23 protein-coding genes are annotated in these 25391 nt (G+C 68.4%); 3 read left to right on the forward strand and 20 right to left on the reverse strand.

Annotated features, from left to right (window positions below; genetic code table 11):
• The 17 genes from D8670_RS00005 to D8670_RS00085 form a co-directional block, all read right to left on the reverse strand.
• Positions 1 to 1584 (reverse strand): acetate--CoA ligase (locus tag D8670_RS00005; protein WP_121816048.1); only part of this gene is annotated, 1584 nt, incomplete at its 3' end.
• A gap of 188 nt (positions 1585 to 1772) precedes the next feature.
• Positions 1773 to 3473 (reverse strand): acyl-CoA mutase large subunit family protein, encoded by a 1701-nt coding sequence (locus D8670_RS00010; RefSeq protein WP_121816049.1) that lies wholly within the window; start codon positions 3471 to 3473, stop codon positions 1773 to 1775.
• A gap of 93 nt (positions 3474 to 3566) precedes the next feature.
• Positions 3567 to 4361 (reverse strand): CBS domain-containing protein, encoded by a 795-nt coding sequence (locus tag D8670_RS00015; protein ID WP_121816050.1) that lies wholly within the window; start codon positions 4359 to 4361, stop codon positions 3567 to 3569.
• Between the two features lie 39 nt (positions 4362 to 4400).
• Positions 4401 to 5909: a DHH family phosphoesterase gene (locus D8670_RS00020; RefSeq protein ID WP_121816051.1), complete on the reverse strand. Its 1509-nt coding sequence runs from the start codon at positions 5907 to 5909 to the stop codon at positions 4401 to 4403.
• A 105-nt stretch (positions 5910 to 6014) separates the two neighbouring features.
• Entirely contained in the window at positions 6015 to 7523 is a 1509-nt protein-coding gene (locus D8670_RS00025; RefSeq protein WP_121816052.1) for an NADH-quinone oxidoreductase subunit N, read from the reverse strand.
• Entirely contained in the window at positions 7523 to 9058 is a 1536-nt protein-coding gene (locus D8670_RS00030) for a complex I subunit 4 family protein (RefSeq protein ID WP_121816053.1), read from the reverse strand. Before D8670_RS00030 ends, D8670_RS00025 begins: the two co-directional genes overlap by 1 nt.
• A complete protein-coding gene (gene nuoL / locus D8670_RS00035) occupies positions 9059 to 11071 on the reverse strand; it encodes an NADH-quinone oxidoreductase subunit L (protein ID WP_121816054.1) in 2013 nt (670 codons plus the stop codon).
• 4 nt (positions 11072 to 11075) lie between these two features.
• Positions 11076 to 11381 carry an NADH-quinone oxidoreductase subunit NuoK gene (nuoK, locus tag D8670_RS00040; RefSeq protein WP_121816055.1) on the reverse strand — a complete coding sequence of 102 codons (306 nt, stop codon included), beginning with the start codon at positions 11379 to 11381 and terminating at the stop codon, positions 11076 to 11078.
• Positions 11381 to 11752 (reverse strand): hypothetical protein, encoded by a 372-nt coding sequence (locus tag D8670_RS00045; RefSeq protein WP_121816056.1) that lies wholly within the window; start codon positions 11750 to 11752, stop codon positions 11381 to 11383. The genes nuoK and D8670_RS00045 overlap by 1 nt, the downstream gene beginning before the upstream one ends.
• Positions 11749 to 12018: an NADH-quinone oxidoreductase subunit J gene (locus D8670_RS00050; protein WP_121816057.1), complete on the reverse strand. Its 270-nt coding sequence runs from the start codon at positions 12016 to 12018 to the stop codon at positions 11749 to 11751. The genes D8670_RS00045 and D8670_RS00050 overlap by 4 nt, the downstream gene beginning before the upstream one ends.
• 177 nt (positions 12019 to 12195) lie before the next feature.
• Positions 12196 to 12657 (reverse strand): NuoI/complex I 23 kDa subunit family protein, encoded by a 462-nt coding sequence (locus D8670_RS00055; RefSeq protein WP_121816058.1) that lies wholly within the window; start codon positions 12655 to 12657, stop codon positions 12196 to 12198.
• The gene (locus D8670_RS00060) at positions 12654 to 13715 is read right to left on the reverse strand and encodes a complex I subunit 1/NuoH family protein (RefSeq protein WP_121816059.1); all 1062 of its coding nucleotides are present in this window, start codon (positions 13713 to 13715) and stop codon (positions 12654 to 12656) included. Before D8670_RS00060 ends, D8670_RS00055 begins: the two co-directional genes overlap by 4 nt.
• Positions 13715 to 15382, reverse strand: coding sequence for an NADH-quinone oxidoreductase subunit D (locus D8670_RS00065; RefSeq protein WP_121816060.1), 1668 nt, complete (start codon positions 15380 to 15382; stop codon positions 13715 to 13717). The genes D8670_RS00060 and D8670_RS00065 overlap by 1 nt, the downstream gene beginning before the upstream one ends.
• Positions 15379 to 16086 carry an NADH-quinone oxidoreductase subunit B gene (locus D8670_RS00070; protein WP_121816061.1) on the reverse strand — a complete coding sequence of 236 codons (708 nt, stop codon included), beginning with the start codon at positions 16084 to 16086 and terminating at the stop codon, positions 15379 to 15381. Before D8670_RS00070 ends, D8670_RS00065 begins: the two co-directional genes overlap by 4 nt.
• Complete coding sequence (locus D8670_RS00075; protein WP_121816062.1) at positions 16073 to 16486, reverse strand: NADH-quinone oxidoreductase subunit A; 414 nt, start codon at positions 16484 to 16486, stop codon at positions 16073 to 16075. The genes D8670_RS00070 and D8670_RS00075 overlap by 14 nt, the downstream gene beginning before the upstream one ends.
• A gap of 152 nt (positions 16487 to 16638) precedes the next feature.
• Positions 16639 to 17280 (reverse strand): 5-(carboxyamino)imidazole ribonucleotide mutase, encoded by a 642-nt coding sequence (gene purE / locus D8670_RS00080; protein ID WP_121816063.1) that lies wholly within the window; start codon positions 17278 to 17280, stop codon positions 16639 to 16641.
• A 32-nt stretch (positions 17281 to 17312) separates the two neighbouring features.
• Positions 17313 to 18551, reverse strand: coding sequence for a 5-(carboxyamino)imidazole ribonucleotide synthase (locus D8670_RS00085; RefSeq protein WP_121816064.1), 1239 nt, complete (start codon positions 18549 to 18551; stop codon positions 17313 to 17315).
• A 99-nt stretch (positions 18552 to 18650) separates the two neighbouring features.
• On the opposite strand from D8670_RS00085, the gene D8670_RS00090 reads away from it, so the two are divergent.
• Entirely contained in the window at positions 18651 to 19373 is a 723-nt protein-coding gene (locus D8670_RS00090; RefSeq protein WP_193569460.1) for a ZIP family metal transporter, read from the forward strand.
• 33 nt (positions 19374 to 19406) lie between these two features.
• Here D8670_RS00090 and D8670_RS00095 read toward each other — a convergent pair whose 3' ends face one another.
• The gene (locus D8670_RS00095; RefSeq protein ID WP_121816065.1) at positions 19407 to 21281 is read right to left on the reverse strand and encodes a flippase activity-associated protein Agl23; all 1875 of its coding nucleotides are present in this window, start codon (positions 21279 to 21281) and stop codon (positions 19407 to 19409) included.
• A 194-nt stretch (positions 21282 to 21475) separates the two neighbouring features.
• On the opposite strand from D8670_RS00095, the gene ribH reads away from it, so the two are divergent.
• Together ribH and D8670_RS00105 are read left to right on the forward strand one after the other, a co-directional pair.
• Positions 21476 to 21877, forward strand: coding sequence for a 6,7-dimethyl-8-ribityllumazine synthase (ribH, locus tag D8670_RS00100; RefSeq protein WP_121816066.1), 402 nt, complete (start codon positions 21476 to 21478; stop codon positions 21875 to 21877).
• 1 nt (position 21878) lies between these two features.
• Positions 21879 to 23030: a pyridoxal phosphate-dependent aminotransferase gene (locus D8670_RS00105; RefSeq protein ID WP_121816067.1), complete on the forward strand. Its 1152-nt coding sequence runs from the start codon at positions 21879 to 21881 to the stop codon at positions 23028 to 23030.
• A gap of 13 nt (positions 23031 to 23043) precedes the next feature.
• Here D8670_RS00105 and D8670_RS00110 read toward each other — a convergent pair whose 3' ends face one another.
• Positions 23044 to 24591 (reverse strand): PQQ-dependent sugar dehydrogenase, encoded by a 1548-nt coding sequence (locus D8670_RS00110; protein ID WP_233752171.1) that lies wholly within the window; start codon positions 24589 to 24591, stop codon positions 23044 to 23046.
• A 61-nt stretch (positions 24592 to 24652) separates the two neighbouring features.
• Positions 24653 to 25354 carry a 5-formyltetrahydrofolate cyclo-ligase gene (locus tag D8670_RS00115; RefSeq protein ID WP_121816069.1) on the reverse strand — a complete coding sequence of 234 codons (702 nt, stop codon included), beginning with the start codon at positions 25352 to 25354 and terminating at the stop codon, positions 24653 to 24655.
• Between the last annotated feature and the right edge of the window lie 37 nt (positions 25355 to 25391).

Below are 25391 nucleotides of genomic sequence, written 5' to 3' on the forward strand. Positions count from 1 at the left end.
CACCGTGATGTAGCCGTCCTCGTCGATCTTCGCCCCGTCCTCCGGGAAGTACACCCACTCATCGGCCTCCTCGTCGGAGTACTCCGCCCAGTACTCCGAGACGAACCGCTCGTCGTTCTCGTACAGCGTTCGCAATATTCCCGGCCACGGCTTGTCGACGGTGAGATAGCCCGCGCGGCCGGCCTCGACCTCCTCGCCGCTCTCGTCGACGATGCGGGCGTCGATACCCGGAAGCGGGGGGCCGGCGCTGCCGGGCTTCATCTCACCGACGCCGGGGAGCGTGGTGACCATCATGCCGCCGGTTTCGGTCTGCCACCAGGTGTCGACGACGGGACACTCCTCGCCGCCGATGTGCTTGTAGTACCACTTCCACGCCCGCGGGTTGATCGGCTCGCCCACCGTTCCCAGCAGTCGCAGCGAGGAGAGGTCGTGGCGCTCGGGGAACTCCGCGCCCCACTTCATGAACGCCCGGATCGCCGTGGGCGCGGTGTACAGCTGGTCGACGGCGTACTTCTCGACGATCTCCCAGAGGCGGTCCTTCTCGGGGTAGTCGGGGGTGCCCTCGTACATCACCGTCGTGGTGCCGAGCGCGAGCGGGCCGTACACGATGTAGGAGTGACCCGTGATCCAACCGATGTCCGCCGAGCACCAGTACGTGTCCTCCGGCTTGATGTCCAGTACGGCCTGACTGGTCCAGCTGACGTACGAGAGGTAGCCGCCGGTGGTGTGTTTCACGCCCTTCGGCTCGCCGGTCGTCCCCGACGTGTACATCAAGAATAGCATGTCCTCCGCGTCCCGCGACACCGGCTCGACGCGCTCGCCCTGGTAGTCGGCGACGAGGTCGTCGTAGTCGTGCGCGCTGTCGCCGAGGAAGTGGGTGAGCTCGTCGCCGAGGCGGTCGACGACCACCACGTCGCTCACCTCGTGGTCGACGCCGCGGAGCCCCTCGTCGGCCTTCTGCTTGTGGTTGAGGGCGTCGCCGCGGCGGTAGTAGCCGTCGCAGGTGACCAGGTACTCCGAGTCGGCGCTGTTCATCCGCGTCGCGAGCGCGTCCGCCGAGAACCCCGCGAACACCACGCTGTGCGGTGCGCCGATACGGGCGCACGCCAGCATCGCGATGGGGAGTTCCGGCACCATCGGCATGTACAGCGTCACCACGTCGTCCTCCTCGACGCCCATGTCCCGCAGCGCCGCCGCGAACTCGTTGACCTCGCGGTAGAGGTCCTGATAGGTGTACGTGCGTGTCTCGCCCAGTTCGCCCTCCCACTTGATGGCGGCCTGGTTCTTCCGGCCGCTTTCGACGTGGCGGTCGATACAGTTGTACGAGGCGTTCAGCGAGCCGCCGGTGAACCACTCGTAGAACGGCGCGTCGGAATCGTCGAGCACCTGATCGTACTCCTCGTCCCAGTCAAGCAGGTCGGCCGCTCGCTCCCAGCACTCCGGCCAGTTCTCCTCGAACTCATCGTAGATGTTCGGGTCCGAGACGTTCGCCTGCTCCTCGAACGACTCGGGCGGATCGAACGCCTCCTGTTCCTCGAGCCGCGCCTCGAGCTGTACGTCCGGGGATTCGTCATCGTCTGCCATACTAGACGCTTTCACGACAACCTTGTTAAACGTACCTCAAGGAGTAAGCGAAACCGCAAGATGGCGCGGGGCGAACCGCCGGTGAGCGCTCGCGGGCAGCGGCGGCGACAGAGGAGTGGTCGTATCCGCAGACCGGTATCGCCGACCCCGTGGCGGCGAACTACGGACCCGACTTCCGGCTGTCCCTGTCAGGCGACACTCGCGGTCTCCTGGTAGGAGCCGTAGCGCTTCTCGAACACCTGCATGATCTCGCCCATCGTGGCGTAGGCCTTCACGGCGTCGACGATGGGCGGCATCACGTTGTCGTCGCTCTCGATGGCGTCGTCGATGGCCGCGAGGGCGGCCTCGACGGCCTCGTCGTCGCGCTCCTCCTTGACGCGCTCCAACCGGTCGCGCTGCTTGCGCTGGACGTCCTTGTCGACCTTGAGGATCTCCGGGCGGGTGTCCTCCTCGATCTCGAACCGGTTGACGCCCACGACGACCTCGTCGCCGCGCTCGACGCGCTCCTGGTACTCGTAGGAGGCGTCCTGGATCTCCCGGTGGAAGTAGCCGTTTTCGATGCCCGTGAGGACGCCGTCGCGAACCGACCCGTCGCCCATCTCCCGGATCTCCTCGATGTACGCCATCGCCTTCTCCTCGACCTCGTCGGTGAGCGCCTCGACGGCGTAGCTGCCGCCCAGCGGGTCGACGATGTCGGCGGCGCCGCTCTCCTCCGAGATGATCTGCTGGGTGCGCAGCGCGACCCTGACGGCCTCCTCGCTGGGGAGCGCGAGCGCCTCGTCGAAGCTATTCGTGTGGAGGCTCTGGGTGCCGCCGAACACGCCGGCGAGCGCCTGGATGGTGACGCGGACGATGTTGTTCATCGGCTGCTGGGCCGTCAGCGACTGGCCGGCGGTCTGGGTGTGGAACTTCAGCTGCTTGGACTCCTTGCGTTCGGCGTCGTACCACTCGTCCATGACCCGGGCGTAGATGCGCCGCGCGGCGCGGAACTTCGCCACCTCCTCGAAGATGGAGTTGTGCGAGTTGAAGAAGAAGGAGAGCTGCGGCGCGAACTCGTCGACGTCGAGCCCGCGGTCGAGGCAGTCCTCGACGTAGGCGAACCCGTCGGCGAGCGTGAAGGCGAGCTCCTGCACGGCGGTCGAGCCGGCCTCGCGGATGTGGTAGCCCGAGATGGAGATGGGCTTGAACTTCGGCGTCTCGTCGACGGCGAACTCGATGGTGTCGGTGACGACGTCGAGGCTCGGCTCCGGCGGGACGACCCACTCCTTCTGCGCGATGAACTCCTTCAGCATGTCGTTCTGGAGCGTTCCGCGGACCTCGTCGCGGGGCACGCCCTGCTGGTCGGCGAGCGCGACGTACATCGCGTAGATGACGGGCGCGCTGGGGTTGATCGTGAAGGAGGTCGACACCTCGCCCAGGTCGATGCCGTCGAACAGGATCTCCATGTCCCGCAGGGTGTCGACGGCGACGCCCTCCTTGCCCACCTCGCCGTCCGAGAGCGGGTCGTCGGAGTCTTTCCCCATCAGGGTCGGCATGTCGAACGCCGTCGAGAGGCCGGTCTGGCCCTCCTCGGTGAGGTAGTGGAAGCGCTCGTTGGTCTCCTCCGCGGTGCCGAAGCCGGCGAACTGCCGCATCGTCCACGTCCGGCCGCGGTACATCGTCGGGTAGACGCCGCGGGTGAACGGCGGCTCCCCGGGGAAACCCAAGTCCTCCGCGTAGTCCGTCTCCGAGACGTCCTCCGGCGTGTAGAGGCGGTCGACTTCCAGGTTCGACACCGTGGCGAAGCGGTCGCGGCGCTCGCCGTAGCGCTCCAGTACCGGGTCGAGCGTCTCCTCCTCCCACTCCTCCCTGGCCTCGCGGATGTCCGCGAGTTCGTCATCGTCGTACATGATCGTAAATATTGCCGGACCGCCCATTAAGGATTCCGGGAGCGGAAGCGGGGACCGGCGAGACGGAGTGAGAAGAACCGACCCGCGCCCCGCCTACTGCAGACGCTCGGTCGTCTCGACGAGCGGGTGCCGCGCGTAGTCGACCACCTCGACGTCTTCCAGCGACTCCAGCCCCTCGTTCGCCGCGGTGCGTTCCATCCCCAGTTCGACGCCTTCGTCGACGACGATGACGTAGGCGTCCATCTCGTCGATGTCGAGGCGGTCGGCGGCGAGGACGCGGTGGTGCCCGTCGGCGAGCAGGAGCTTCCCGTCGTTGTCGATGACGACGAGCGGCTCCGCGAGACCGCGCTCCAGCTCGTAGCGCCGCCCCTCCAGTTCGTCCGCGTACACCCGTCCCTGCGTGGGCGTAAGCTCGGCGAGGGGGACCTCGCGGCGCTCCTCGCGGAGGTCGAGGTCGTGAATGCTCTCCAACGTCCGGCGGAGCTTGCCGACCTTCTCGGGCGTCGCGCGCTCTATCTGGCTCCGGATCACGTCGGCGTTGCTGATGATCCCGACGAGGTTGCCGGCGTCGTCGACCACCGGCAGCTTCTGGATGCCGGAACGCAGGATGACGCGCGCGGCGTCGGTCACCTTCATCTCTGGATGGGCGACGATGAGGTCGTCAGTCATCACCTTGAACAGCGGGTCGGCGTCGTCGGCCAGCAGCAGGTCCCGCGCGCTGACGAACCCCTCGACGCGACGGCGGTCGGTGACGGGGAAGCCGGAGTGCTCCTCGCTCTCGGCGATCCGTTCCGACACCTCGCCGACCGTGTCGTCCGGCGACACCGTCACCACGTCGCGGGTCATGTACTCCCGCACTCGGGGGTTCCCCTCGTCGGCATCGCTCATACGTGCAGGACGCCGCCTGCGAGCAAAAAGGTTCCCGGACTACGTCCCGTGGTCGCCCGGCGAGTCGTCAGGGTCGGCGGCCGCAAAGGGGAACTCGAAGCTCCCAGTCTCGTTCGAGAACGAGGTCGTCCGGTCGACGCGGGTGTCCTGCACCGCGTCGAAGAAGCGGTCGGTGATCACGTCCCGAACGACGCTGTCCAGCCGCTCGTCGGCTTCCACCTCGCCGATGACCCCGAGCGGTATCTGCGCCCCGGCCATGTCCGCGTGGCCGCCGGCGCTGCCGATCTGGTCGTAGGCCGACCGCAGGGTCTCGCCCAGGTCCAGCGTCGCCCCCCGCGACCGCGCGGAGAGGTAGATGACGCCGTCCGCGTAGCCGTACACGACCGTCGTGTGGATCCCGTCCATGTCGAGCAGCCTGTCCGCGGCCTGTGCGAGGGCGTCGCGGTCGCTGATCTCGCCGACGCAGGAGCAGAGCACGTCGTCGCGGACCTCCCGGTTTCGGACGGCGCTGGCGACCGTCTCCAGCGTGTCGGTGCTGACGCTCGGCGACTCCACGCGCTCCAGCACGCCGGCGTCGACGTGGGGCAACAAAAGCGCCGCCGCGTCGAAGTCGGCGGCCGACACCTCGCGGCTGAAGTCCGCGGTATCGATCCGGATGCCGTAGAGCAGCGCCGTCGCCACGGTCCGGTCTATCTCCAGGCCGAACTGGTCGAGATACCCCGTCATGAGCGTGCTGGTCGCGCCGACGTCGCTCCGGAGGTCGACGAACTTCGCCTCCACGGGCGCTCGCGGCGGGTGGTGGTCGATCACCACGTCGATCGGCGTGTCCTCCGGGAGCTGGTCGTTGACGCCGGGCCGCGAGTGGTCGACCAGCGCGAACCCGTCGAACGCGTCCAGGTCGTCGTCGGGGCCGAGCCGCCGGAGGTCGAGGTCGAGCAGGTTCACCAGCGCGCGGTTCTCTTGGTGGCTGATGTCGCCGTAGTAACACGCGACCGCGTCGATGCCGACGGTCTCTGCGACCAGCGACAGCGCGATCGCGCTGGCGATGGCGTCCGGGTCCGGGTTGTCGTGCATGACCACCGCCAGCGTGCCGCCGATCCGCTGGAGCGTCCGGCGCAGGCGGCGCGCCTGCACGCCCTCCTCGCTCGCCACGAGGTCGATCAGGTACGCCGCCGTCGCGCCGCCGGGGTCGACGACCGCGTCGGCCGCCGCTTCGAGGGCGGCGCGCTGCTCGTCGGTCGGGTCGACGCCCGCGTACGCCAGGCGGAAGGCGTCGGGGTACGCCGTTGCCGCCTGCTGCGCGAGGCGGACGTTGCGCTCGGCGTCGTCGCCGGCGACCACCACCACGTCGACCGTGGCCGGCGCTGCCTCGTCGGCGATAGCGGGATCCGCCGGGTCCGCGTGCCGGGCGCGCACGTTGTCGTTCCGAAGCGTCTCGACGCGGTCGCGGTCGCCGCAGACGACTTCGAGGTCGCCGTCGCGGCGGGCGATCTTCTCGACGAGTCGCTGGCCGACCGCCCCGCACCCCAGCACCAGCCGGGAAACCATACCCCTACTCGCGGCCCCGGCGGTTAAAACGTAGCGCTCTCCGGGAGAGCGCGGAAACGAGCCGAGAACGAAACGCGAACGACGAACCGAGAAGCGGTCCGCCCGTCAGGGCACCAGCGCCGCCGCCGCGCTGATGGCCGTCTCGGAGACGGGGCCGAACGCGGGCAGGAGCGCGACCGTCATGACGGCCGCGAACACGATGGCGGCGTAGATGCCGACCGGCTGTTCGGTGACGCCGACCTTCGCGACGTCGTCGCTCGGGTCCTCGATCCACAGCGCCTTGACGACCCGGGAGTAGTAGTACAGCGACAGCGCGCTGTTGATCGCGCCGATCGCGGCCAGCCACCAGAAGCCGGCGTTGACGGCGCCCATGAACAGGATGTACTTGCTCGCGAAGCCGCCGAACGGCGGCAGGCCCGCGAGACTGAGCATGAACACCGTCATCGCCAGCGAGGCGACCGGGGCCCGCGACGCGAGACCGTTGTAGTCCTCGAACGTGCGGCCGACGTCCCAGTACTCCGCGAGTGCGACGAACAGGAACGCGCCGGTGTTCATGAAGCCGTAGACGACCAGGTGCATCATCCCCGCGCCGAGCACGAGGTCGCTGTTCGACCCCGTGATCGCCGCCAGGCCGATGAGCGCGTAGCCCGCGTGCCCGACCGAGGAGTACGCGAGCATCCGCTTGACCTCATCCTGGGTCGCCGCGGCGAAGTTACCGAGCGTCATCGTCACGACCGCGAGGATCTGGACCGCGAACACCCAGTCGACGCCGATCTCGAGGAACTGCTCGACCGGGAACGCGACGGTGAACACGCGGAACGCGACGACGAAGCCGGCGGCCTTCGACGCCGAGGAGAGGAACGCGCTGATGGGCGCGGGCGCGCCCTCGTACGCCTCGGGCGCCCAGAAGTGGAACGGGACGGTCGCGGTCTTGAACGCGACCCCGCCGAGCACCAGCAGGACGCCCAGACCGAGGACGCCGACGAGTTCGGTGCCCGCGGCCGCCTCGGCGACGGCGGTCAGCTGGAGCGAGCCGGTGACGGCGTACACCAGGCTGATGCCGTAGACGAAGATCGCCGAGGAGAGCGCGCCGATGAGGAAGTACTTCAGGCCCGCCTCGACGCTTCCGCGGTTTTCCTTGAGGAACGCGACGAGCGCGTACGAGGAGAGGCTGAGCAGCTCGAAGCTGACGAACACGGTCGCCAGGCTGGCCGCGCTGGCCATCGTCGCCATGCCCGTCGCCGCGAGCAGGACGAGCGAGTAGTACTCGGCCTGGTAGCTGTGACCGCGCAGGTAGTCGTAGCTCGCGACCGTCACCATCGCCGTCACGCTCGTGAAGATGAACGTGAACAGCAGGCTCATCTGGTCGACGACCAGCTGGTCGCCGAACAGCGAGATGACGCCCCGCCCGTCGGGGTCACCGACGCCGGCGGCCAGGAACCAGCCGGTAACGGCGAGCGCGAGCAGGGCGCCGGTCGTCGCGGTGCCGGCGAGCGCGGGGCGGTTCGACGAGTCGGGGTCGATGCTGTCGATGAGGAGCAGGACCAGCGATGTCGCCGCCAGGATCAGCGCGGGGGCGAGGCCGGCCCACTCAGGGAGTTCGTACAGAGCCATCAGTGACCACCTCCGAGGCCCGCTTCGACCAGGGGCATCTGGTTGACGGCGTCACGGATCATCTCGAAGAAGAGATCCGGCTCGACGCCCAGGACGATGACGAGCAGCAGCAGGGCGAAAAGCGGCGCCACGTCGTGCAGCGGCGCGGGGCCGACCTCGTAGTCGGTGTCGAGCCGGAACGGCCCGAACAGCGTCCGCTGCATCGCGAAGAGCAGGTAGCCCGCGACGATGACGATGCCGAACATCGCCACCGCGGTGAACACCGGTGCGCCCGAGAGCGTGCCCGAGCGGAACGCGCCGAGGAACACGAAGAACTCGGCGGCGAAGCCGGACATCAGCGGCAGCCCCATGTAGCCGAACGCGCCGCCGACGAGGATGCCGACGGTGACCGGCATCCGGTCGGCCAGCCCGGACATGTCCGTCACCATCCGGGTGTGGGTCGTGTTGTAGATGACGCCGACGGCCATGAACATCAGGCCGGAGATGAGGCCGTGGGAGATCATCTGGAACGTCGCGCCGCCGACCCCGTAGGTCGTATACGCGACGAGGCCGAGGAGTACGTACCCCATCGAGGAGACCGAGGAGTACGCGACGATGCGCTTGAGGTCCTGCTGGGCCAGCGCCAGCAGGGCGCCGTAGATGACGCTCACCACGGCGAAGATGGCGATTATCTCCGCGTACTGGGTGGCGACGTCGGCGAGCATCGTGAAGTTGAACCGCAGCAGGGCGTACGTACCCATCTTCAGGAGGACGCCCGCCAGCAGCACCGACACCGGGGTCGGGGCCTCGACGTGGGCGTCCGGCAGCCAGGTGTGGAACGGGACGACGGGCACCTTCACGGCGAACCCGGCGAACATCGCGACGAACGCGCCGGTCTTCAGCGCGCTCACGCTCGTCCAGCCGGGCGCCTGCAGCTGGTCGTTGGCCAGCGCCTGCGCGACCGTCGGCAGGTCGAACGTGTCGACGGGCAGGTTGAACACCAGCGCGACGAAGCCGATGAACATCGCCAGCGAGGCGACGTTGGTGTAGACGAACACCTTGATCGCCGCGTACTTCCGGCGAGGACCGCCCCAGACGCCGATGAGCAGGTACAGCGGGACGAGGACGGCCTCCCAGAAGACGAACCACACGAAGAAGTCGAGCGCCGCGAAGACGCCGAGCAGGCCCGCCTCCATGAACAGCACCAGCCCGTAGAACTGGGACTGGCGCTCGTCGATGGGCGTCCACGCCGAGACGATCGCGAGCGTGACGAGCACCGTCGTCAGGACGACCAGCGGCATGCTGATGCCGTCCAGACCGGTGTGCCAGTTGAGCGAGTACGCGCCCAGCGATATCCACTCGGCGGACTGCTCGAAGGCGAGTTCGCCGCCCATCAGGGCGTTGCCGGTTCCGTCGAACTGACTGTACATCACGAGGCTCCCGACGAGCGGGAGCGCGCTGATCCCGAACGCCAGTTCGCCGGCCCAGCGGTTCGGCGCGGCGAAGGTGACGAGCGAGCCGACGAACGTGACGACGATGAGTGTCTCGATCAACATTCAGAACCACCCTCCGTAGAGGCCGACGACGACGAGCAGCGCCACGAGCCCGAGCGTGAGCATGGCGGCATAGTTCGTGACCACGCCGGTCTGCACCTGCTTCAGGCGGCTCCCGGAGTCGAGGCTCACGCGGCTAACGCCGTTGACCGCGCCGTCGATGACCGTCTGGTCGAACTTGTTGGCGGCGCGGGCGATAGGCAGGGTCAGCCCCTCGGCGAGCCAGACCTGGTACTCGTCCTGGTAGTAGTTGTGTTTCAGCAGCGTGCGGATGCTGCCGAGCTTCTCGGTGTGGGGCTCGGGGTCCGGCACGTTGTACAGCGTGTGAGCGAGGAACGCGCCGGCGAGCGCGAGCCCCAGCGACAGCGCGCCGGGGAGGAACGGACCGATGTCGGACGCCTCGAAGTGCGCGGCGTCGTGGACGAGTTCCTCGTAGTGGTGGACCGACGTGACCGTCTCCTCGGGCCCGTCGAGCCACTGGTGGAGGAACTCGATGTTCGAGCCGGTGAGCTCGGCGACCGGCACCATGTTGACGAAGCCGATGAACGTCGCCAGCAGGCCGAGCACGACGAGCGGCACCTTGATCGACCAGCCGACCGCGTGCGGGTCCCGCGCGGTGTCGGATCGCGGTTCGCCGTGGAACGTCAGGAACACCATCCGGAAGGTGTAGAACCCGGTGAAGAAGACGGCGACGAGACCCATCGCGTACGCGCCGAGCAGCAGCGGCTGGTTCCCGAGGCCGTAGTGGAGCGCCTCGAACAGGATTTCGTCCTTGCTCCAGAAGCCCGAGAACGGGACGATGCCCGCGAGCGCGAGCGAGCCCGCGAGGAACGTGTAGTAGGTGACGGGTGCCTCGTCCTTCAGGCCGCCCATCTCCCACATGTCCTGCTCGTGGTGCATCAGCACGATGACCGACCCCGACCCGAGGAACAGCAGCGCCTTGAAGAAGGCGTGGTTCATCAGGTGGAAGGACCCGGCGACGAAGCCGCCGGCCCCGAGGCCGAGCATCATGTATCCGTACTGCGATATCGTCGAGTACGCGAGCACGCGCTTGATGTCGTCCTTGACGACGCCCATCGTCGCCGCGAACAGGGCGGTGAAGCCGCCCACGAACGCGATGAACGTGAGCACCGTCGGGCTCAGCGCGTAGAAGCCGTACATCCGGGCGACGAGGTAGACGCCGGCCGCGACCATCGTCGCCGCGTGGATGAGCGCGGAGACCGTCGTCGGGCCCTCCATCGCGTCGGGGAGCCAGGTGTGCAGCGGGTACTGCGCGGACTTGCCGATGACGCCGCCCAGCACGAGCATGCCCAGCAGCGCGACCCAGGCCTGCTCGCCGAGACCGAGGAACGTCGTCATCGCGTCCGTCTCGCCGTCGACGAGCGCGTGTTCGGCGAGCACCGGGAACGACTCCTGGCCGGCGAACTGCGCCGTGCCGAACGTGGCGATGATCCCGACGACGCCGATGAGGAAGAAGTAGTCACCGAAGCGGGTGACCAGGAACGCTTTCTTGGCCGCGCTCGCCGCGCTCTCGGTGCGGAACCAGAAGCCGATGAGCAGGTACGAGCAGAGCCCGACCAGCTCGAAGAACATGAACGCCATCAGCAGGTTGCTGGCGTAGACGAACGCCAGCATGCTGAAGGTGAACAGGCCGAGTTCGGCGTAGTACCGCGGGAGGCCCGTCTCGCCCTCGTCGTTCATGTAGCCCAGGCTGAACACGTGGACCAGGAACGCGACCAGGCTGACGATGACGAGCATCATCGCCGACAGCGGGTCGATGAGGATGCCGAAGGAGAGGGAGAGCTCCTCTGCGGCGACCCACGTGAACAGGTCCGGCTCGTTGTACACTTCGCCGCCGCTCACGGTGAGGAACGCCCACAGCGACAGCAGCAGCGACCCGCCCGTGGCGGCGATTCCGGCGAACGCCCCCTTCTTGGGCATGTAGCTGCCCACGGAGAGCGCGATCAGGAACGATACGAACGGAAGCAACGCGATCGCGGGCGCGTATTCGAACATGTAGTTACCACCTCATCGTTGCCGCTTTGGTTACGTCCACGTCCTGGAAGTTGCGGTAGAGGACGAGGATGATGCCGATACCGACGGCGACCTCCGCGGCGGCGAGCGCCATCGTGAACAGGCTGAACACCTGTCCGGTGAGGTTGCCGTGCTGGAACGAGAACGCGATGAAGTTGATGTTGGCCGCGTTCAGCATCAGCTCGACCGACATCAGGAACATCAGCGCGTTCCGCCGCGTGAGAATGCCGAACAGCCCGATGCAAAACACCGCGGCCGACAGCACGAGGTAGTACTCGACCGGCACCGCCATCAGAGCTCACCCCCCGGTTGCCCCCCTTCGGGCGCCGTCTCCTCGTCGTCGGCTTCCGAGCGCAGCGGGTTCACGACCTCGCCGCCCTCCTCGCGCTTGGCGAGCATGATCGAGCCCTCGAGCGCGGCGTCCAGCGCGATGCCGATGACGATAAGCGACACGAGGAAGCCCTCGGCGGGGACGGTCTGGAGCGTCGTCAGGTCGAACATCGCGTACCCGATGTTCTCGGTGATGCTCTCGCCGGCCGGGAACCCCGCCGCGTTGCCGAACGACGCGTTCAGGAAGACGTACGCGAAGACGGCGAACAGTGCGACCGCCCCCAGGCCGGGGAGGAGGTCCCTCCCCAGCCGCAGATCCGGTCCGTCGTTCATGTCTCGGCCACCTCCCGCGGCTGTTGTTCGCGCGTGAGCATCACGGCGAACGTGATCAGGATGAGGACCCCGCCCACGTAGACGAGGACCTGCATCGCTGCAAGGAACTCCGCTTGCAGCATCACGTAGTGCACCGCGACGCTGAGCAGCGCGACGCCGAGCAGTAGTGCGGAGTGCCACACGTCCCGCATCAGCACGACGCCGAGACTGCTCGCCACCGTGATAGCGGCGAACAGCGCGAACGCGATGGTCTCGTATGGTGCCATTGCTATAACCTCTCGGCGGATGCCCTTTCAAGATTTCGAGACGGCTACGACGGGCCAGAACCGATAGTCGGGATTCTCAGGATATCTCGCCTGATTTTTCGAGTTGTGTTACCGAGGATCATACGCGCCGCCGAAGCGGCTCGCTGGCAGGTAACGCGCGAGAAAAAGGTCAGAACGCTACTGGTAGTCGAGTTCGCCCTCGCCCTCGCCGATCCAGGCGCCGCGGTCCGGTTCGCGGGATTCGAGCGGGTCGATGTCCTTGTACCACGGGACGTTCTTCAGCTGCTCCTTGTTGTACACCAGGTCGTCCTTGGTATCGCCCGTGAACTCGAAGTTTTGGGTGAGCAGGATGGCGTCGACCGGACAGACCTCCTCGCAGAGCCGGCAGTAGATGCACTGCCCGATGTGGAGGTTGTACTGCTCGGCGTTGCGCTGTTCGTCGGTGACGATCTGGATAGTGTCGTTGGGGCAGACGTTCTCGCACTGCCGGCACCAGATGCACCGCTCCTGGCTGAACTTGTGTACCCCGCGGAATCGCGGACTGACCTCCGGCGCGGTCTCGGGGTACTCGACGGTGAACGTGTTCCCGTCGAGCGCGTGTTTCATCGTCGTCGCCATGGATTTCAGGAGTCCGATCATACTATCACTCCCACGATGATGGCCGTGAGCACCAGGTTCGCGAAGCTCAGTACGAGCATGCCTTTCCAGCCGATCTGGATAAGCTGATCGATGCGGACGCGCGGGATGGCCGAGCGGAACCACTGGGTCAGCAGGAAGACGGCCCAGATCTTGATGATGAACCAGACGATGCCCGGCAGGATCGGGCCCGCGGGACCGCCGAGGAACAGCGTCGCGATGATGGCGCCGCCGAGGAAGATGTGCAGGAACTCGCCGAGGTAGAACAGGACGAAGTAGACGCTCGAGTACTCCGTCTGGTACCCGGCGATGATCTCCGTCGGCGCTTCGGGCGTGTCGAACGGGTTACGCCCGACCTCCGCGAGGTTCGCGACCACGAACAGCACGAACGCGAACGGGTTGACGAACGCGAACCACGACGGGATGGTCAGGCCAGCGACCGTCAGCAGCGGCTCGGCCTGCACCTCGACGATAGTGGACATCCGGAGCGAACCGGTGAAGATGACCACCGACGCCGCCGTGATGACCAGCGGGATCTCGTAGGCGATGTTCTGCGCGATGGCGCGCAGACCGCCGAGCAGCGAGTACTTGTTCGCGGACGCGTAGCCGCCCATCGCCAGCCCGATGCTCGCGATGCCGGCGACGGCGAAGACGTACGCGAGGCCGACCTCGGGGTCGGCGAGGTGGATGCCGTTCCCCATCGGGATGACGGCGAAGCCGAGAAGCGCCGAGGACGCGACGACGATCGGCGCGAGGTCCCACGCCGGCCGGTCGACGTTCTCGGGGACGATGAGCTCCTTCGACAGCAGGCGGACGGCGTCGGCCACGATGATGAACAGGCCGAACGGCCCGATGCGGTTGACGGCGATGCGGTCCGTGAACGCGGCGGTGATCTTCCGCTTGGCCCACGGGCCGGCGACGCCGGTCATCGCCAGCATCAGGTTGCCGACGAGGAAGGCCGCGAGGAAGGTCGCGACCAGGTCGCCGGCCATCCCGAACTGGTTGAGGCCGAGCAGGTCGCCGACCCGCTCGGGCAGCAGGGTCTTCTGCTGGGCGATCATCAGCGGTCCACCTCCCCGAGGATGATGTCGAGGCTACCGAGCGAGGCGATCATGTCTGCGATGTACTCGCCGTTGGCCATCTCCGGGAGCACGGAGAGGTTGTGGAAGCAGGGGCTGCGGATCTTGAACCGGGCGGGCTTGTCCGTGCCGTCGCTCCGGATGTAGATGCCGAGCTCGCCCTTCGCACCCTCGACCGCGCGGTAGATCTCCGTGTCCGGGTCGGGCTTGAGCGTCCGCGGGACGTTGCTCTGGATGGTGCGTTCCTCCTCCGGCCAGTCCTCGAGCAGGTCGATACACTGCTCGATGATCCGCGCGGACTGCTCGACCTCCTGCAGCCGGACGAGGACGCGGCTGTAGTTGTCGCAGCCGTCCTCGGTGACGACGTCCCAGTCGAGTTCGTCGTAGTAGCCGTACGGGTCGTCGCGGCGCAGGTCGTAGTCGATGCCGGACCCGCGGGCGACCGGCCCCGTCGCGCCGTAGGACTTGGCGACCTCCGGTTCGAGGATCCCCGTGTCGATACAGCGCGACTGGAAGATCTCGTTGCCCGTCAGCAGGTCGTGGTACTCCTCCAGCGCCCCCGGCAGGTCGTCGAGGAAGTCCCGCGTCTTCTCGAAGAAGTCCTCGCGGGGCTCCGGCAGGTCCCAGGCGACGCCGCCGAGCCGGAAGTAGTTGAACATCATGCGCTGGCCGGTCAGGTCCTCCAGGATCGTCTGGACCTTCTCCCGGTCGCGCATGGCGTACATGAAGATGGCGGTGAAGTCGCCGTACACGTCGAGCGCGAACGTGCCGACCGCGAGCATGTGGCCCGCGATGCGGCACAGCTCCGCGCCCATCGTCCGAATGACCTGCGCGTACTCCGGCACGTCGAGGTCCGCGAGGTCCTCCGCTGCGCGCGCGTACGCCCACTCGTTGAGTAGGCCGGCCGAGGAGTAGTCCCAGCGGTCGGGGTACGGCATGATCTGGTGGCGGTACGTCCCCTGCTGGGCCATCTGCTCCTCGCAGCGGTGGAGGTAGCCGATGTCGGGTTCGACGTCGGCGACCGTCTCGCCGTCGAGCGTCGCTTCGAGGTGGAGGACGCCGTGGGTCGCCGGGTGGTGCGGCCCGATGTTGACGAACATCGTGTCGGACTCGGCGTCCTTGTGATCCTCCTCCAGCGGGTTCGCGTGCTCCTCGAAGGTGACGATCTGGGGCTTCTCCTGGTCGAAGTCCTTCGCCAGGGGGTGACCCGTCCACGTCTCCGGCAGGAGGATGCGGCGCAGGTCGGGGTGCCCCTCGTAGTCGATACCGACGAGGTCGTACGCCTCGCGCTCGTGCCAGTCGGCCGTGCGGTAGACGGGCTCTGCCGACTGACTGACGGGGTCGTTCTTCGTCGTCGGCACGACGACGCTGACCTCCTGGGTCGGGTCGTCGTACTTCTTGAGGTGGTAGATCGACTCGTACCGGTCCTCGTACTCCTGTGCGGTCACGCAGGAGAGGTGGTCGAAGCCGGCCTCGTCGCGCAGGGCGAACAGCGCGTCCTGCACCTCGTCGGGCCGGACGACGAAGCCCTCCGCGTTCAGGTGGGACTCGCGGTCGATCGCCGTCTCGCCGAGCAGCTCAGCGAGCGCGTCGTAGTCGACGCCGTCGGCGACTTCGAGGTCACCTTCGGGTTCTTTCTGCGTGCTCATGGCGAATCAGCCCAGTTGTAGCGCATGACGAGCGTCTCCTCGTCGATCTCCTTCGCGAGTTCGTCGACGATCTCGTCCTGATCCAGGTCGGCGAACTGCTCGAGTTCGTACGGCTTCACCGTCACCGGCGCGGACTCGCCGTTGGCGACGCGCTCCTGCAGCTTGGCGACGCCGTAGACGAGCGCCTCGGGGCGGGGCGGACAGCCAGGGACGTGGATGTCGACCGGGATGACCTCCTCCGCGCCCTTCACGACGTTGTACCCCTCCTGGAACGGGCCGCCGGAGATGGTACACGAGCCCATGCCGACGACGAACTTCGGCTCGGGCATCTGGTCGTAGACGCGCTTCATCCGGGGGGCGAACTTCGAGACGATCGTCCCCGGCACGATCATCACGTCGGCCTGCCGCGGCGAGGCGCGCGGGACGCCCGCCCCGAAGCGGTCCAGGTCGTGTTTGACCGCGTACGTGTGCATCATCTCGATGCTGCAGCAGGCGATGCCGAACTGGAGCATGAACATGGAGGACCCCCGCACCCAGTTCATGAACTTGTCGAACTTCGTGAGGATGAACGGCGACGAGCCGAACGCCTCCCGCAGCTTCGAGTTGAAGCGGTCGTCGACGCCCTCGCCCATGCGGGCCTCGCGCGTCTTGTTCTGCGGCGCTGTGCTCCCGACGATCGACTCCCGCGGTTTATCGCTGCTCATTGGTTACACTCCGTGTTTGCTGGGGGCTCCGCGCCCACTCGACTGCGCCGTTGCGCCAGGCCCACGCGAGCGCGACGACGAGGATGCCGATGAACACCAGCATCGGCGCGAGAACCTGCATCAGGCTGGCCCCGCCTTCGAGCGCGTTCCGGTACATGACCGTCCACGGGAAGATGAGGACGGTCTCGATGTCGAAGACGACGAACAGCAGAGCGACCATGTAGTACTGGATGTTGAACCGGATCCGCGTCGTCCCCGTCGGGATCTCGCCGCTCTCGTAGGTGGCGCGTTTACTGTCTTCCGGGACGCTCGGCCGGAGGAGACTCGACACCGCCATCATTCCGAGCGGAATGAGTAGTCCCACCAGACCCAGCGCGCCGACTGCTATCCACTGGTTCATTCTCCGTAACGTCCTGAGGTTAGAAACGCACCCATATAAGGGTTGATTCTTGCGTTTTTGCGAGCGTTCGCGGCCATCGCGGCAGCTACGGCGGCTATCCGGATCTCACCCGCCGCGCAGGGTCGCGGGCGGGCGGTTTCGCGGCTGGTCCGTCAGGCGTCCCGTTCGCGGAACCCGGGCGTGCCGAGTTCGTGCAGGTCGCGTGACACCTCGCCGACGGACTGCTGGAGGCCGTCGTGGTACTCGACGAGGCGCTCGCGGAGTTCGTCGTGCTCGCGCGCGAGCATCTGCGCCGCCGACAGCGCCGCGTTGAACGACTTACCGGCGTCCACGGCGACCAGCGGCGCGCCCGTCGGCATCCCGATGACGGAGTCGACGGACTTCTCCTGGACGGGGACGCCGACCACGGGAACGGGGTATGCGATGGAGGCGGTCATGTTGGGAAGGTCGGCCGACTTCCCGCCCGCCCCGGCGATGATGACGTCGATCCCGCGGGCCTCGGCCGTCTCCGCGTAGGCGTACATCAGTTCCGGCGTCCGGTGAGCCGAGGTGACGTACGTCTCGAACGTGAACCGGGACTCCGGCGGGTCGTCGTAGTCGGTCACCTCCTCGAAGCCGAGCTCGGTCAGCGCGTCGTACGCGCCGGGGTCGTCCTCGGTGCCCATCATCACGTCGAGGTCCGAGTCGCTCCCCATCACGATGCCCACGTCGGGCGTGTCCTCGGAGTCGCGGTCGCGGTCGGCCTCGGCTTCGAGCGATGCGATCAGGTCGGAGACGGAGTCTGCCTGTGTCATGGTCGTGGTGGTCAGGTCGGTGGCGCCGGCCGTCAGGAGTCGAACGTCAGTCCGTCGCGCACGTCGCGGGCCTTCGCGAGCAGTTCGTCGGGGTCGCCGCCGTCCTCGACGGCGGTGACGTGGCCCATCTTCCGAAGGGGGTACACCTCGCGTTTGCCGTACCAGTGGAAGCCGACGGCGGGGGTCGCGAGCGCCTCGTCGACCCCGTGGAGTTCGGCCGTCTGTCGCTCGTCCACGTCCTCAGAATCCGAGGGATTCTGATGTGCTCGCGAATCTTTCGATTCGCGAACGTCGCCGAGGATATTCGCCATCGCCGTCGTCGCGCGCAGCTCAGTCGCGCCGAGCGGCCGGCCCGTCACGGCGCGGACGTGCTGTTCGAACTGCGAGGTGAGCGCGCCCTCGATGGTCCAGTGCCCGGAGTTGTGCGGGCGCGGGGCGATCTCGTTGACGAGGATCTCGCCCTCGCCGTCTCCCGGCTCGCTCGCCTCGAACAGCTCGATCCCGTACACGCCGCGGCCGTCGAGGAACTCCAGTACGTCGCGGGCCACCGCCTCGGCGCGCTCGCGCACCGCGTCGCTCGTCCGCGCCGGGACGACCGTCTCGCGGAGGATCTCCTCCTCGTGGACGTTCTCGCCGACGGGGAACGTCGCGACCTCGTCGTCGCCCTTCACGCCGATGACCGAGACCTCGCGCTCGAAGTCCACGAGCTCCTCGACCATCGCGCCGCCCTCGCCGGCGCCGACGGCGTCGAGGACGGCCTCGGCCTCGTCCGGGTCCTCGACCGGCGCGTTGCCGCGACCGTCGTAGCCGCCGGTGCGGGCTTTCACCATGGCGGGCGCACCGAGGTCGTCGAGGGCGTCCCGCAGGTCGTCGGCGTCGTCGGCGCGGCGGAACGCGGGCACCGGGATCCCGGCCTCGGCCAGTTCGCGCTTCTGAACGAGCTTGTCCTGGATCGTCCGGAGCGTGTCCGGCGAGGGGTGGACCGGAACGCCGGCTTCCTCGCCGACCGTCTCCAGCAGGTCGGGGTCCGTGAGTTCGATCTCGAAGGTGAGGAAGTCGGCGCGGTCGGCCAGTTCGCGCACCGCGTCCGGGTCGTCGAAGTCGCCGACGATCTGGTCGCGGGCGACGGGCGATGCGGGGCAGTCCGGCGTCGGGTCGAGCACGACGAGTTCGACGCCGAGCGGCGCGGCGGCCTCGGCCATCATCCGTCCGAGCTGGCCGCCGCCGACCACGCCCAGCGTCGGTCCTGGCGTCGAGAGCGGCGAAGTCATCCTGTGAGCGGCCGTTTCGCCCGCCGTCGCTTAAGGGTTACCACATCGGGATCGACGGCAGGCCAGCCTACAACTGTCTGGGCGTGGTACGCCGTCCGAATGGTCGAGACACTCGTTCAGGCGCTCACGTACACGATGATGGCCGTCGTGGCAGCGCTCGTCGGCGGGCTGGTCGCGGTGTATCGACCGCCGAGCCCGCAGATGGAGAGCAACGTCCAGCACTTCGCCGCTGGCGTCGTGTTCGCCGCCGTCGCCGCGGAACTGCTCCCGGACATCCACACCCGGGCACCGGGCGTGGTCGTCGTCGGGTTCGCGATCGGCGTCGCGACGATGCTCGGTATCCACCGCCTCAGCAAGACCATCGAGAAGCGGGACATCGGCGGCCGCGCGGCGGGGGCGGCGGGCCTGCTCATCACCGTCGGCATCGACATGCTGATCGACGGCGTGCTGATCGGCGTGACGTTCCTGACAGAGGCGGCCACCGGGATCCTCCTCGCCGTGGCGCTCGCCATCGAGGTGCTGTTCCTCGGCGTCGCCGGCGTCATCGCGCTCCCGAAGAAGATGGGGACGGCGAGGAAGATGGCAGTGCCGGTCGGGTTCGGCCTCCTCCTTTTGGCCGGCGTGACCCTCGGGACGTACGCCTTCGACGGGGTCACGGGGGCGCCGGTCGCGCTCGTGCTGGCGTTCGGGTCGGCCGCGCTCCTCTATCTCGTGACCGAGGAACTGCTCGTGAAGGCCCAGAAGGTGCCGGAGACGCCGACATCGACCACGCTGTTTTTCGTCGGGTTCCTGGTCATCTTCCTCCTCGACATGCTGCACTGACGCCCCGGTGCGGTCCGTCGGGGCGATTCGACCTCACGAGCCGCCCTCTACGGCCTCGAGGTCGACGTAGATCACGATCTCCGTCCCGGGCGCGGTGAGTTCGTACGTCCGCGACTCGTAGCCCTCGGCGACCTCGTCGACGAGCGCGCGGTTGCCGGCGCGCGTGACGATCACGGGCGGCGACTCGGCCTCCACCGTCCGGGCGAGTTCGGACTCGTTGTCGGCGCTCGCCGCGGTCGCGTCGTGGGCCTCGAAGTACCAGGGGAGGGGGAGGCGGTTGTACCAGTTCGAGTTGTCCTCCACGAGGAACCCGTTCTCGCCGGTCGCGTTCTCCACCGGGAGCGCGACGGCGCGGCTCTCGTTGTCGACGTGGAAGAACTCGCCGTAGTACAGCACGTCGAGGCCCTCGTTCGCCTCGGCCGCCGCGCCCGCGTCGGCGAGCGTCCCCTTCATCTCCCCGGCCGGCTGGCCGTACTGGACCATCGGGTTGTCCGGGGACTGCGGCGCGACGTGCGCGTAGTGGACGCCGCCGCCGGCGACGCCGACGACGGTGACGAGCAGGAGGAACGCCGTGAGTCCCGCACTCAGCGGGTCGTCGTCCGCGATCGCCTCCGCGCCCCAGCGGTAGACGAGCGCGAGGCCGACTGCGGCGGGGACGGCGAGCGGGACGACGATATGGACCATCGTCCAGGCGGCCTTCGTCGCGCTGACGATGGGGTAGAAGACGACGCTCGCGCCGCCCCAGTACGCCGCGAGCGCGACGAGGTCGCGGGGGCCGTCCGCGGCGTAGCGGTCGGCGAGGAAGCCCACCACCGCGAGCGCGACGAGCGGGCCCGCGGCGACGAGCAGGGTTTCGAAGTAGTACACCAGCCACGAGACGTAGGGGTGGCTCAACTGGACGCCGCTGGTCCAGAAGCCCACCCTCTCCCAGGTGCCGAGCAGCGCGGCGTCGAGGACGGCCGGCAGGAGCGTCGGGTCGCCGAGGGCGTTGCCGAGCGTCGCCTCGCCGGGGTCGTCGCCCCGCGGCGCGTAGAACAGGACGAGCACCGCGACGACCTCGACGAGCGCCAGCGCGACCGGCCCCGTCCAGTACCGCAGTTCGTCGGCGTGGCTCGCGCCCGCCGAGCGGAGGTAGTCGGCCCAGTCCGTCCGCCCCTCGTCCGCCGGTGCGGTCGCCGTCTCGCCGCCGTCGGCCGACGGTTCCGCGGCGTCACCGTCCTCCGGCGATACCGCTTTGTCGCCGCCCGCGTCGTCCCCGCCTTCCCCGTCGGTGGCGCGGAGGATCCGGTGGTCGACGAGGAGGAGCGCCGCCCCGGCCCACGCGAGCAGGTACAGCAGGGCGTTCTCCTTGGTCGTCAGTCCGAGCGCCAGCGCAGCCGCGCCGGCGTAGAGGTGCGGCGGCGAGCGCAGGTCGTAGGCACGGACGAGAAAGCCGAGCGCGAACAGCATGAACGCGGCGACGAGCACGTCGTTGCGCGCGAACCGGGAGTAGTACAGCAGGATCGGGTTCAGCGCGAGGAAGAAGCCGAGCGCGACCGTCTCGTCGTCGGCCAGTCGACCGCGGAACAGCAGGGCGGCGAGGGGGAGGACGCCGCCGACCAGCGCGACGACCAGGCGGGCCGCGAAGTCGGAGGGGCCGAGCAGCCCGAACAGCGCCTCGTTCACGTGAAAGAGGAACGGGCCGTGCAGCGCCGGGTCGTACGCCCACGCGCCAGAGTCGGCGTAGCGAAGGGTCGCGTAGCCGAGTCGCCCCTCGTCCCAGTGGGCGACGCGGGACCCCAGCGCGACGAGGCGGGCGGCCAGCGCGAGGACTGCGAGGGCGACGACCGCCTGCATCGTCCGGTCCCCAGGGCGGTTGCGGACGGCGGGGGAGGGGTCGGCCGTCCCGCCGGCAGGATCGTCTGTCATCGTCACTGTGAGCGTAGCCCGGGGTTGAAACTCTTTATATCGCGGACCGGTCCGCGCGGCCGGATCCGCGGTCCGACGCGGCGACGTCGCTCCGTTCGCGGAGCGGGAGTCGCCGAGACGCGGTCCTGACGCGGGTCGGCCCGCTCCCGGTCGGAACGGCAGGCCTTATGTTCGCCGTCGCGGAATCGGGGAGTATGGTAACGCTCGGACTGGTGGTCGCGGAGTTCAACGCCCCGATCACCGAGCAGATGGAGGAGTCGGCCCGCGAGGCGGCCGACGAACTGGGCGCGGAGGTCGCGGAGACGCTCCGGGTCCCCGGCGCGTACGACTCGCCGCTGGCCGCCGACCGACTGGCGCGCAGGGACGACGTCGACGCGGTGGCGGTCGTCGGGGCGATAATCACCGGCGACACGGACCACGACCAGAAGATCGCCGAGGCGGCCTACGGCCGGCTCACCGACGTGAGCCTCGACCGCGACACGCCGGTCGCGCTCGGCATCTCCGGTCCCGGCATGACTCCCGACGAGGCCCGAGCGCGTACCGACAACGGCGCGAAGGCGGTCGAGAGCGCCGTCCAACTCGCCGAGGAACTATAACATGTCCATGGACTTCGCAGACCGCGTCGAACGAGTCGAACCGAGCGCGACGCTCGCGATCAGCAACAAGGCCTCCGAACTCGAGGCCGACGGCGTCGACGTCGTCGACCTGAGCGTCGGCGAACCGGACTTCGACACGCCGGAGAACATCGTCGAGGCCGGCAAGGAAGCGATGGACGCCGGCCACACCGGCTACACCACGTCGAACGGCATCCCCGAACTCCGGGACGCCATCGCCGAGTACCTGCAGGAGGACTGTGGCCTCCACTACGAGCGCGAGAACGTCATCGTCACGCCCGGCGGGAAGCAGGCGCTGTTCGAGACGTTCCAGTCGCTGATCGACGACGGGGACGAGGTCGTCCTGCTGGACCCCGCGTGGGTGTCCTACGAGGCGATGGTGAAGCTGTCGGACGGCACCGTCTCGCGCGTCGACACCGCGCAGCACGACTTCCAGCTAGAGCCGGCCCTCGACGACCTCGAAGCCACCGTCTCCGACGAGACTGAACTGCTCGTCGTCAACTCGCCGGGCAACCCCCACGGCGCGGTGTACTCCGAGGCCGCGCTGGAGGGCGTCCGCGACCTCGCCGTCGAGCACGACGTCACCGTCATCTCTGACGAGATCTACCGCGAGATCACCTACGGCGTCGACCCGGTCAGTCTGGGGACGCTCGACGGGATGGAGGATCGCACGGTCACGATCAACGGCTTCTCCAAGGCGTACTCGATGACCGGGTGGCGGCTGGGCTACGTCGCCGCGCCGGAGGAGCTGATCGACCAGGCCGGGAAGCTCCACTCGCACTCGGTCTCCTGCGCCGTCAACTTCGTCCAGCACGCCGGCGTCGAGGCCATCCGCAACACGGACGAGGCGGTCGCCGAGATGGCCGAGGCGTTCGAGGAGCGCCGCGACATGCTCGTCGACCTGCTCGCCGACCACGGCGTCGACGTCGCCGTCCCCGACGGCGCGTTCTACATGATGCTTCCCGTCGACGACGACGACACGGCGTGGTGCGAGGGCGCGATCGAGGACGCCCACGTCGCGACGGTCCCGGGGAGCGCCTTCGGCACGCCGGGCTACGCCCGTATCTCCTACGCCAACAGCAAGGAGCGCCTCCGCGAGGCCGTCGACCGCCTCGTCGAGGAAGGGTACCTGTAGCGCCGACCCGTCCTCACCGTTTTTCGCCGCTGGTTACCCACCGCATCACCGCCAGGAGCCCCGCCGCCGCGCCGGGGACGCTGAACCCGGACTGGCCGGTCGATGCGGACTCGCCAGTGTCGTCGTCTCCGTCGGTCGCGTTCTCGTCGGTCGCGTCGTCGCCTTGCGTACGGGTTCCGTCGCCGTCTTCCCCCTCTTCCGCCGGTTCGATCCGGAAGACGACGCCCGTTTCGCCCTCGGGCGCGAGTTCGAGGCTCGTCAGCGCGTAGAGCCGGCCGTCGGCGTCGCGGCCGAGCGAGAGGAGGTACCGGTCGAGCGACCCCGACACCGGCACGAGTCGTTCGACCGCCCACTGCCCCTCACCGTCCTCGGGCGGCGTCGCGGCGAACAGCGTCCCCGAGGGGTTTCCGAACGAGGCGCTGAAGTCGCCGAAGACGAACCGTCCCTCCAGCGCCGGAACCGCCCCGGTCTCGGCGAGGTAACCCCCGACGGTGGAACTGCCCACCGACTCCCCGTCTGCCCGCTGCGGGTACTCGATGACCGGGTCGACGAGGGGTTCGCCGCCGCGGACGTCCTCCGGGGTCGCGTCGGGACAGTCGTCCGGCGGGTCGGTCGGGCTGTCGGGACTGAAACAGCGGCTCCCCTCCTTCACGTTCCACCCGTAGTTGCCGCCCTTCTCGACGAGGTTCACCTCCTCGAACAGCTCCTGGCCGGCGTCGGCGACGAACAGGCGACCCTCCGAGTCGAACGAGATCCGCCAGGGGTTGCGCAGCCCCCACGCGTAGTACTCGTCGAGGCCCTCCTCGCCGACGAGCGGGTTGTCGTCGGGAACGGCGTACGGATCGGCATCGCCGTCCACGTCGATCCGCAGTATCCCTCCGAGCAGGTTCTCCGTCACGTCCTGCCCGTTGCCACCTGCGTTCTCGTCGTACCAGTCGTCGACGTGGCCCCGCCCCGTGTCGTTCGCAGCACCGCCGTCACCCGTCGCCACGTAGAGGTAGCCGTCGGGGCCGAACGCCACCGCGCCGGCGTTGTGGTTGCCCTGCGGCTGCGGTATCTCCATCACGGTCCGCTCGCTGTCGGGGTCGATGCGCTCGCGGTCGTCGCCCGCGCGGAACTCCGAGAGGACGAACGTGTGGCTGTAGCCGCTCGGCGTCCCCTCGCGCGGCTCCGCGCTGTACCTGACGAACAGGCGGCCGTTGTCGGCGAACGCGGGGTGGAACGCCGCTCCAAGTAGCCCTTGCTCGCCGAACCCCGTGATCGCGTCGCGCAGGTCCAGAAACGGCTCGTCGCGGAGCCCGTCCGGACCGTGCACCCGGACGAGGCCGATCTGGTCGACGACGAAGCGGCGGTCCCGGTCCTCGTTCGCCACCTCGAAGCCCAGCGGCGCGGTCAACCCCTCGGCGACCGGTTCGAGCGCGACGGTCGGCCCGTCCGGGATCGGTTCGCCCTCCTGCGGCCTGCCGAAACCTGGGAGGCGGCTACAGCCCGCCAGCGACCCGCTCGCGCCCGCCAGCGCGACGGACCGGAGGACCGCCCGTCTCGACGGTCGGTTTATCACACTCAGCGTACGGACCGAAGGGAGTAGTGCTTTGGCGTCGGCTCGGTCGCGTTCGCGCCGCTCAGGGCCGCATCTCCTGCAACACCGGTATCTCCTCGATCGTCTCCTCGTCTAGCACGTCCCAGTCGATCCCCGTCGGGCGGTCGTACTCGCCGGTCGTCTCGATCGTTCGCTCCGGCGTCACGACGTAGTCCATCGGCACGTCGTGCGCCGAGGTCGGCAGGGCCTCGTCCGACACCTGAATCTCGTGGACCGTCGTCGCGACGGTGACGTCGTCGACGAGGCCGAGTTCGCGCAGGACGGCGAACTCCAGGTCGCTGTACCCCTCGCCCTTCCCGATCCGCGCGCCGCGGTCGTCGACGACGACGCTCCCGCTCACGACGAAGTCGACGGGGTCCATCTCGTCGGGAGCGACCTGCACGCCGAGCTCCGACGACCCCGAGATCGTCGTCGCGGTGTCGTAGTCGTCGATGTGCACGGGGTCGAGTTCGAGGAAGCACTCCTCGTCGCGCAGGCGCGGGACGGCCATGTACACCGTCTTGCCCGCTTCGAGGGCGCGCCGGCGGACGGGCCGCTGGGGAGAGTCGGGATTGGCCTTGACCGCGTCGGCCGCTCGCCACTCGTCCAGTTCGGCCAGGCGGTCGGCCGCCTCGTCGGCTCCTGCAAAGTTGGGGATGCGGCCGTGCGGCGGGAAGGGAAACCGCGCGTCGCCGCTCTCCTCCAGTTCGTCCCAGACCCGCTCGCGGAGCGACTGCTTGTCCATACCGACCCGTCCGGTTCCGGCCTAATAGAACGTCGCC

The sequence above is a fragment of the Halostella limicola genome (assembly GCF_003675875.1).
Taxonomy (GTDB): domain Archaea; phylum Halobacteriota; class Halobacteria; order Halobacteriales; family Natronoarchaeaceae; genus Halostella; species Halostella limicola.

What these genes read in the sequence shown, in the direction of transcription:
- D8670_RS00010 (WP_121816049.1), bottom strand. Translation starts at nt 3,473, where the DNA reads ATGTACGACGATGACGAACTCGCGGACATCCGCGAGGCCAGGGAGGAG.
- D8670_RS00015 (WP_121816050.1), bottom strand. Translation starts at nt 4,361, where the DNA reads ATGAGCGATGCCGACGAGGGGAACCCCCGAGTGCGGGAGTACATGACC.
- D8670_RS00020 (WP_121816051.1), bottom strand. Translation starts at nt 5,909, where the DNA reads ATGGTTTCCCGGCTGGTGCTGGGGTGCGGGGCGGTCGGCCAGCGACTC.
- D8670_RS00025 (WP_121816052.1), bottom strand. Translation starts at nt 7,523, where the DNA reads ATGGCTCTGTACGAACTCCCTGAGTGGGCCGGCCTCGCCCCCGCGCTG.
- D8670_RS00030 (WP_121816053.1), bottom strand. Translation starts at nt 9,058, where the DNA reads ATGTTGATCGAGACACTCATCGTCGTCACGTTCGTCGGCTCGCTCGTC.
- nuoL (WP_121816054.1), bottom strand. Translation starts at nt 11,071, where the DNA reads ATGTTCGAATACGCGCCCGCGATCGCGTTGCTTCCGTTCGTATCGTTC.
- nuoK (WP_121816055.1), bottom strand. Translation starts at nt 11,381, where the DNA reads ATGGCGGTGCCGGTCGAGTACTACCTCGTGCTGTCGGCCGCGGTGTTT.
- D8670_RS00045 (WP_121816056.1), bottom strand. Translation starts at nt 11,752, where the DNA reads ATGAACGACGGACCGGATCTGCGGCTGGGGAGGGACCTCCTCCCCGGC.
- D8670_RS00050 (WP_121816057.1), bottom strand. Translation starts at nt 12,018, where the DNA reads ATGGCACCATACGAGACCATCGCGTTCGCGCTGTTCGCCGCTATCACG.
- D8670_RS00055 (WP_121816058.1), bottom strand. Translation starts at nt 12,657, where the DNA reads ATGATCGGACTCCTGAAATCCATGGCGACGACGATGAAACACGCGCTC.
- D8670_RS00060 (WP_121816059.1), bottom strand. Translation starts at nt 13,715, where the DNA reads ATGATCGCCCAGCAGAAGACCCTGCTGCCCGAGCGGGTCGGCGACCTG.
- D8670_RS00065 (WP_121816060.1), bottom strand. Translation starts at nt 15,382, where the DNA reads ATGAGCACGCAGAAAGAACCCGAAGGTGACCTCGAAGTCGCCGACGGC.
- D8670_RS00070 (WP_121816061.1), bottom strand. Translation starts at nt 16,086, where the DNA reads ATGAGCAGCGATAAACCGCGGGAGTCGATCGTCGGGAGCACAGCGCCG.
- D8670_RS00075 (WP_121816062.1), bottom strand. Translation starts at nt 16,486, where the DNA reads ATGAACCAGTGGATAGCAGTCGGCGCGCTGGGTCTGGTGGGACTACTC.
- purE (WP_121816063.1), bottom strand. Translation starts at nt 17,280, where the DNA reads ATGACACAGGCAGACTCCGTCTCCGACCTGATCGCATCGCTCGAAGCC.
- D8670_RS00085 (WP_121816064.1), bottom strand. Translation starts at nt 18,551, where the DNA reads ATGACTTCGCCGCTCTCGACGCCAGGACCGACGCTGGGCGTGGTCGGC.
- D8670_RS00090 (WP_193569460.1), top strand. Translation starts at nt 18,651, where the DNA reads ATGGTCGAGACACTCGTTCAGGCGCTCACGTACACGATGATGGCCGTC.
- D8670_RS00095 (WP_121816065.1), bottom strand. Translation starts at nt 21,281, where the DNA reads ATGACAGACGATCCTGCCGGCGGGACGGCCGACCCCTCCCCCGCCGTC.
- ribH (WP_121816066.1), top strand. Translation starts at nt 21,476, where the DNA reads ATGGTAACGCTCGGACTGGTGGTCGCGGAGTTCAACGCCCCGATCACC.
- D8670_RS00105 (WP_121816067.1), top strand. Translation starts at nt 21,879, where the DNA reads ATGTCCATGGACTTCGCAGACCGCGTCGAACGAGTCGAACCGAGCGCG.
- D8670_RS00115 (WP_121816069.1), bottom strand. Translation starts at nt 25,354, where the DNA reads ATGGACAAGCAGTCGCTCCGCGAGCGGGTCTGGGACGAACTGGAGGAG.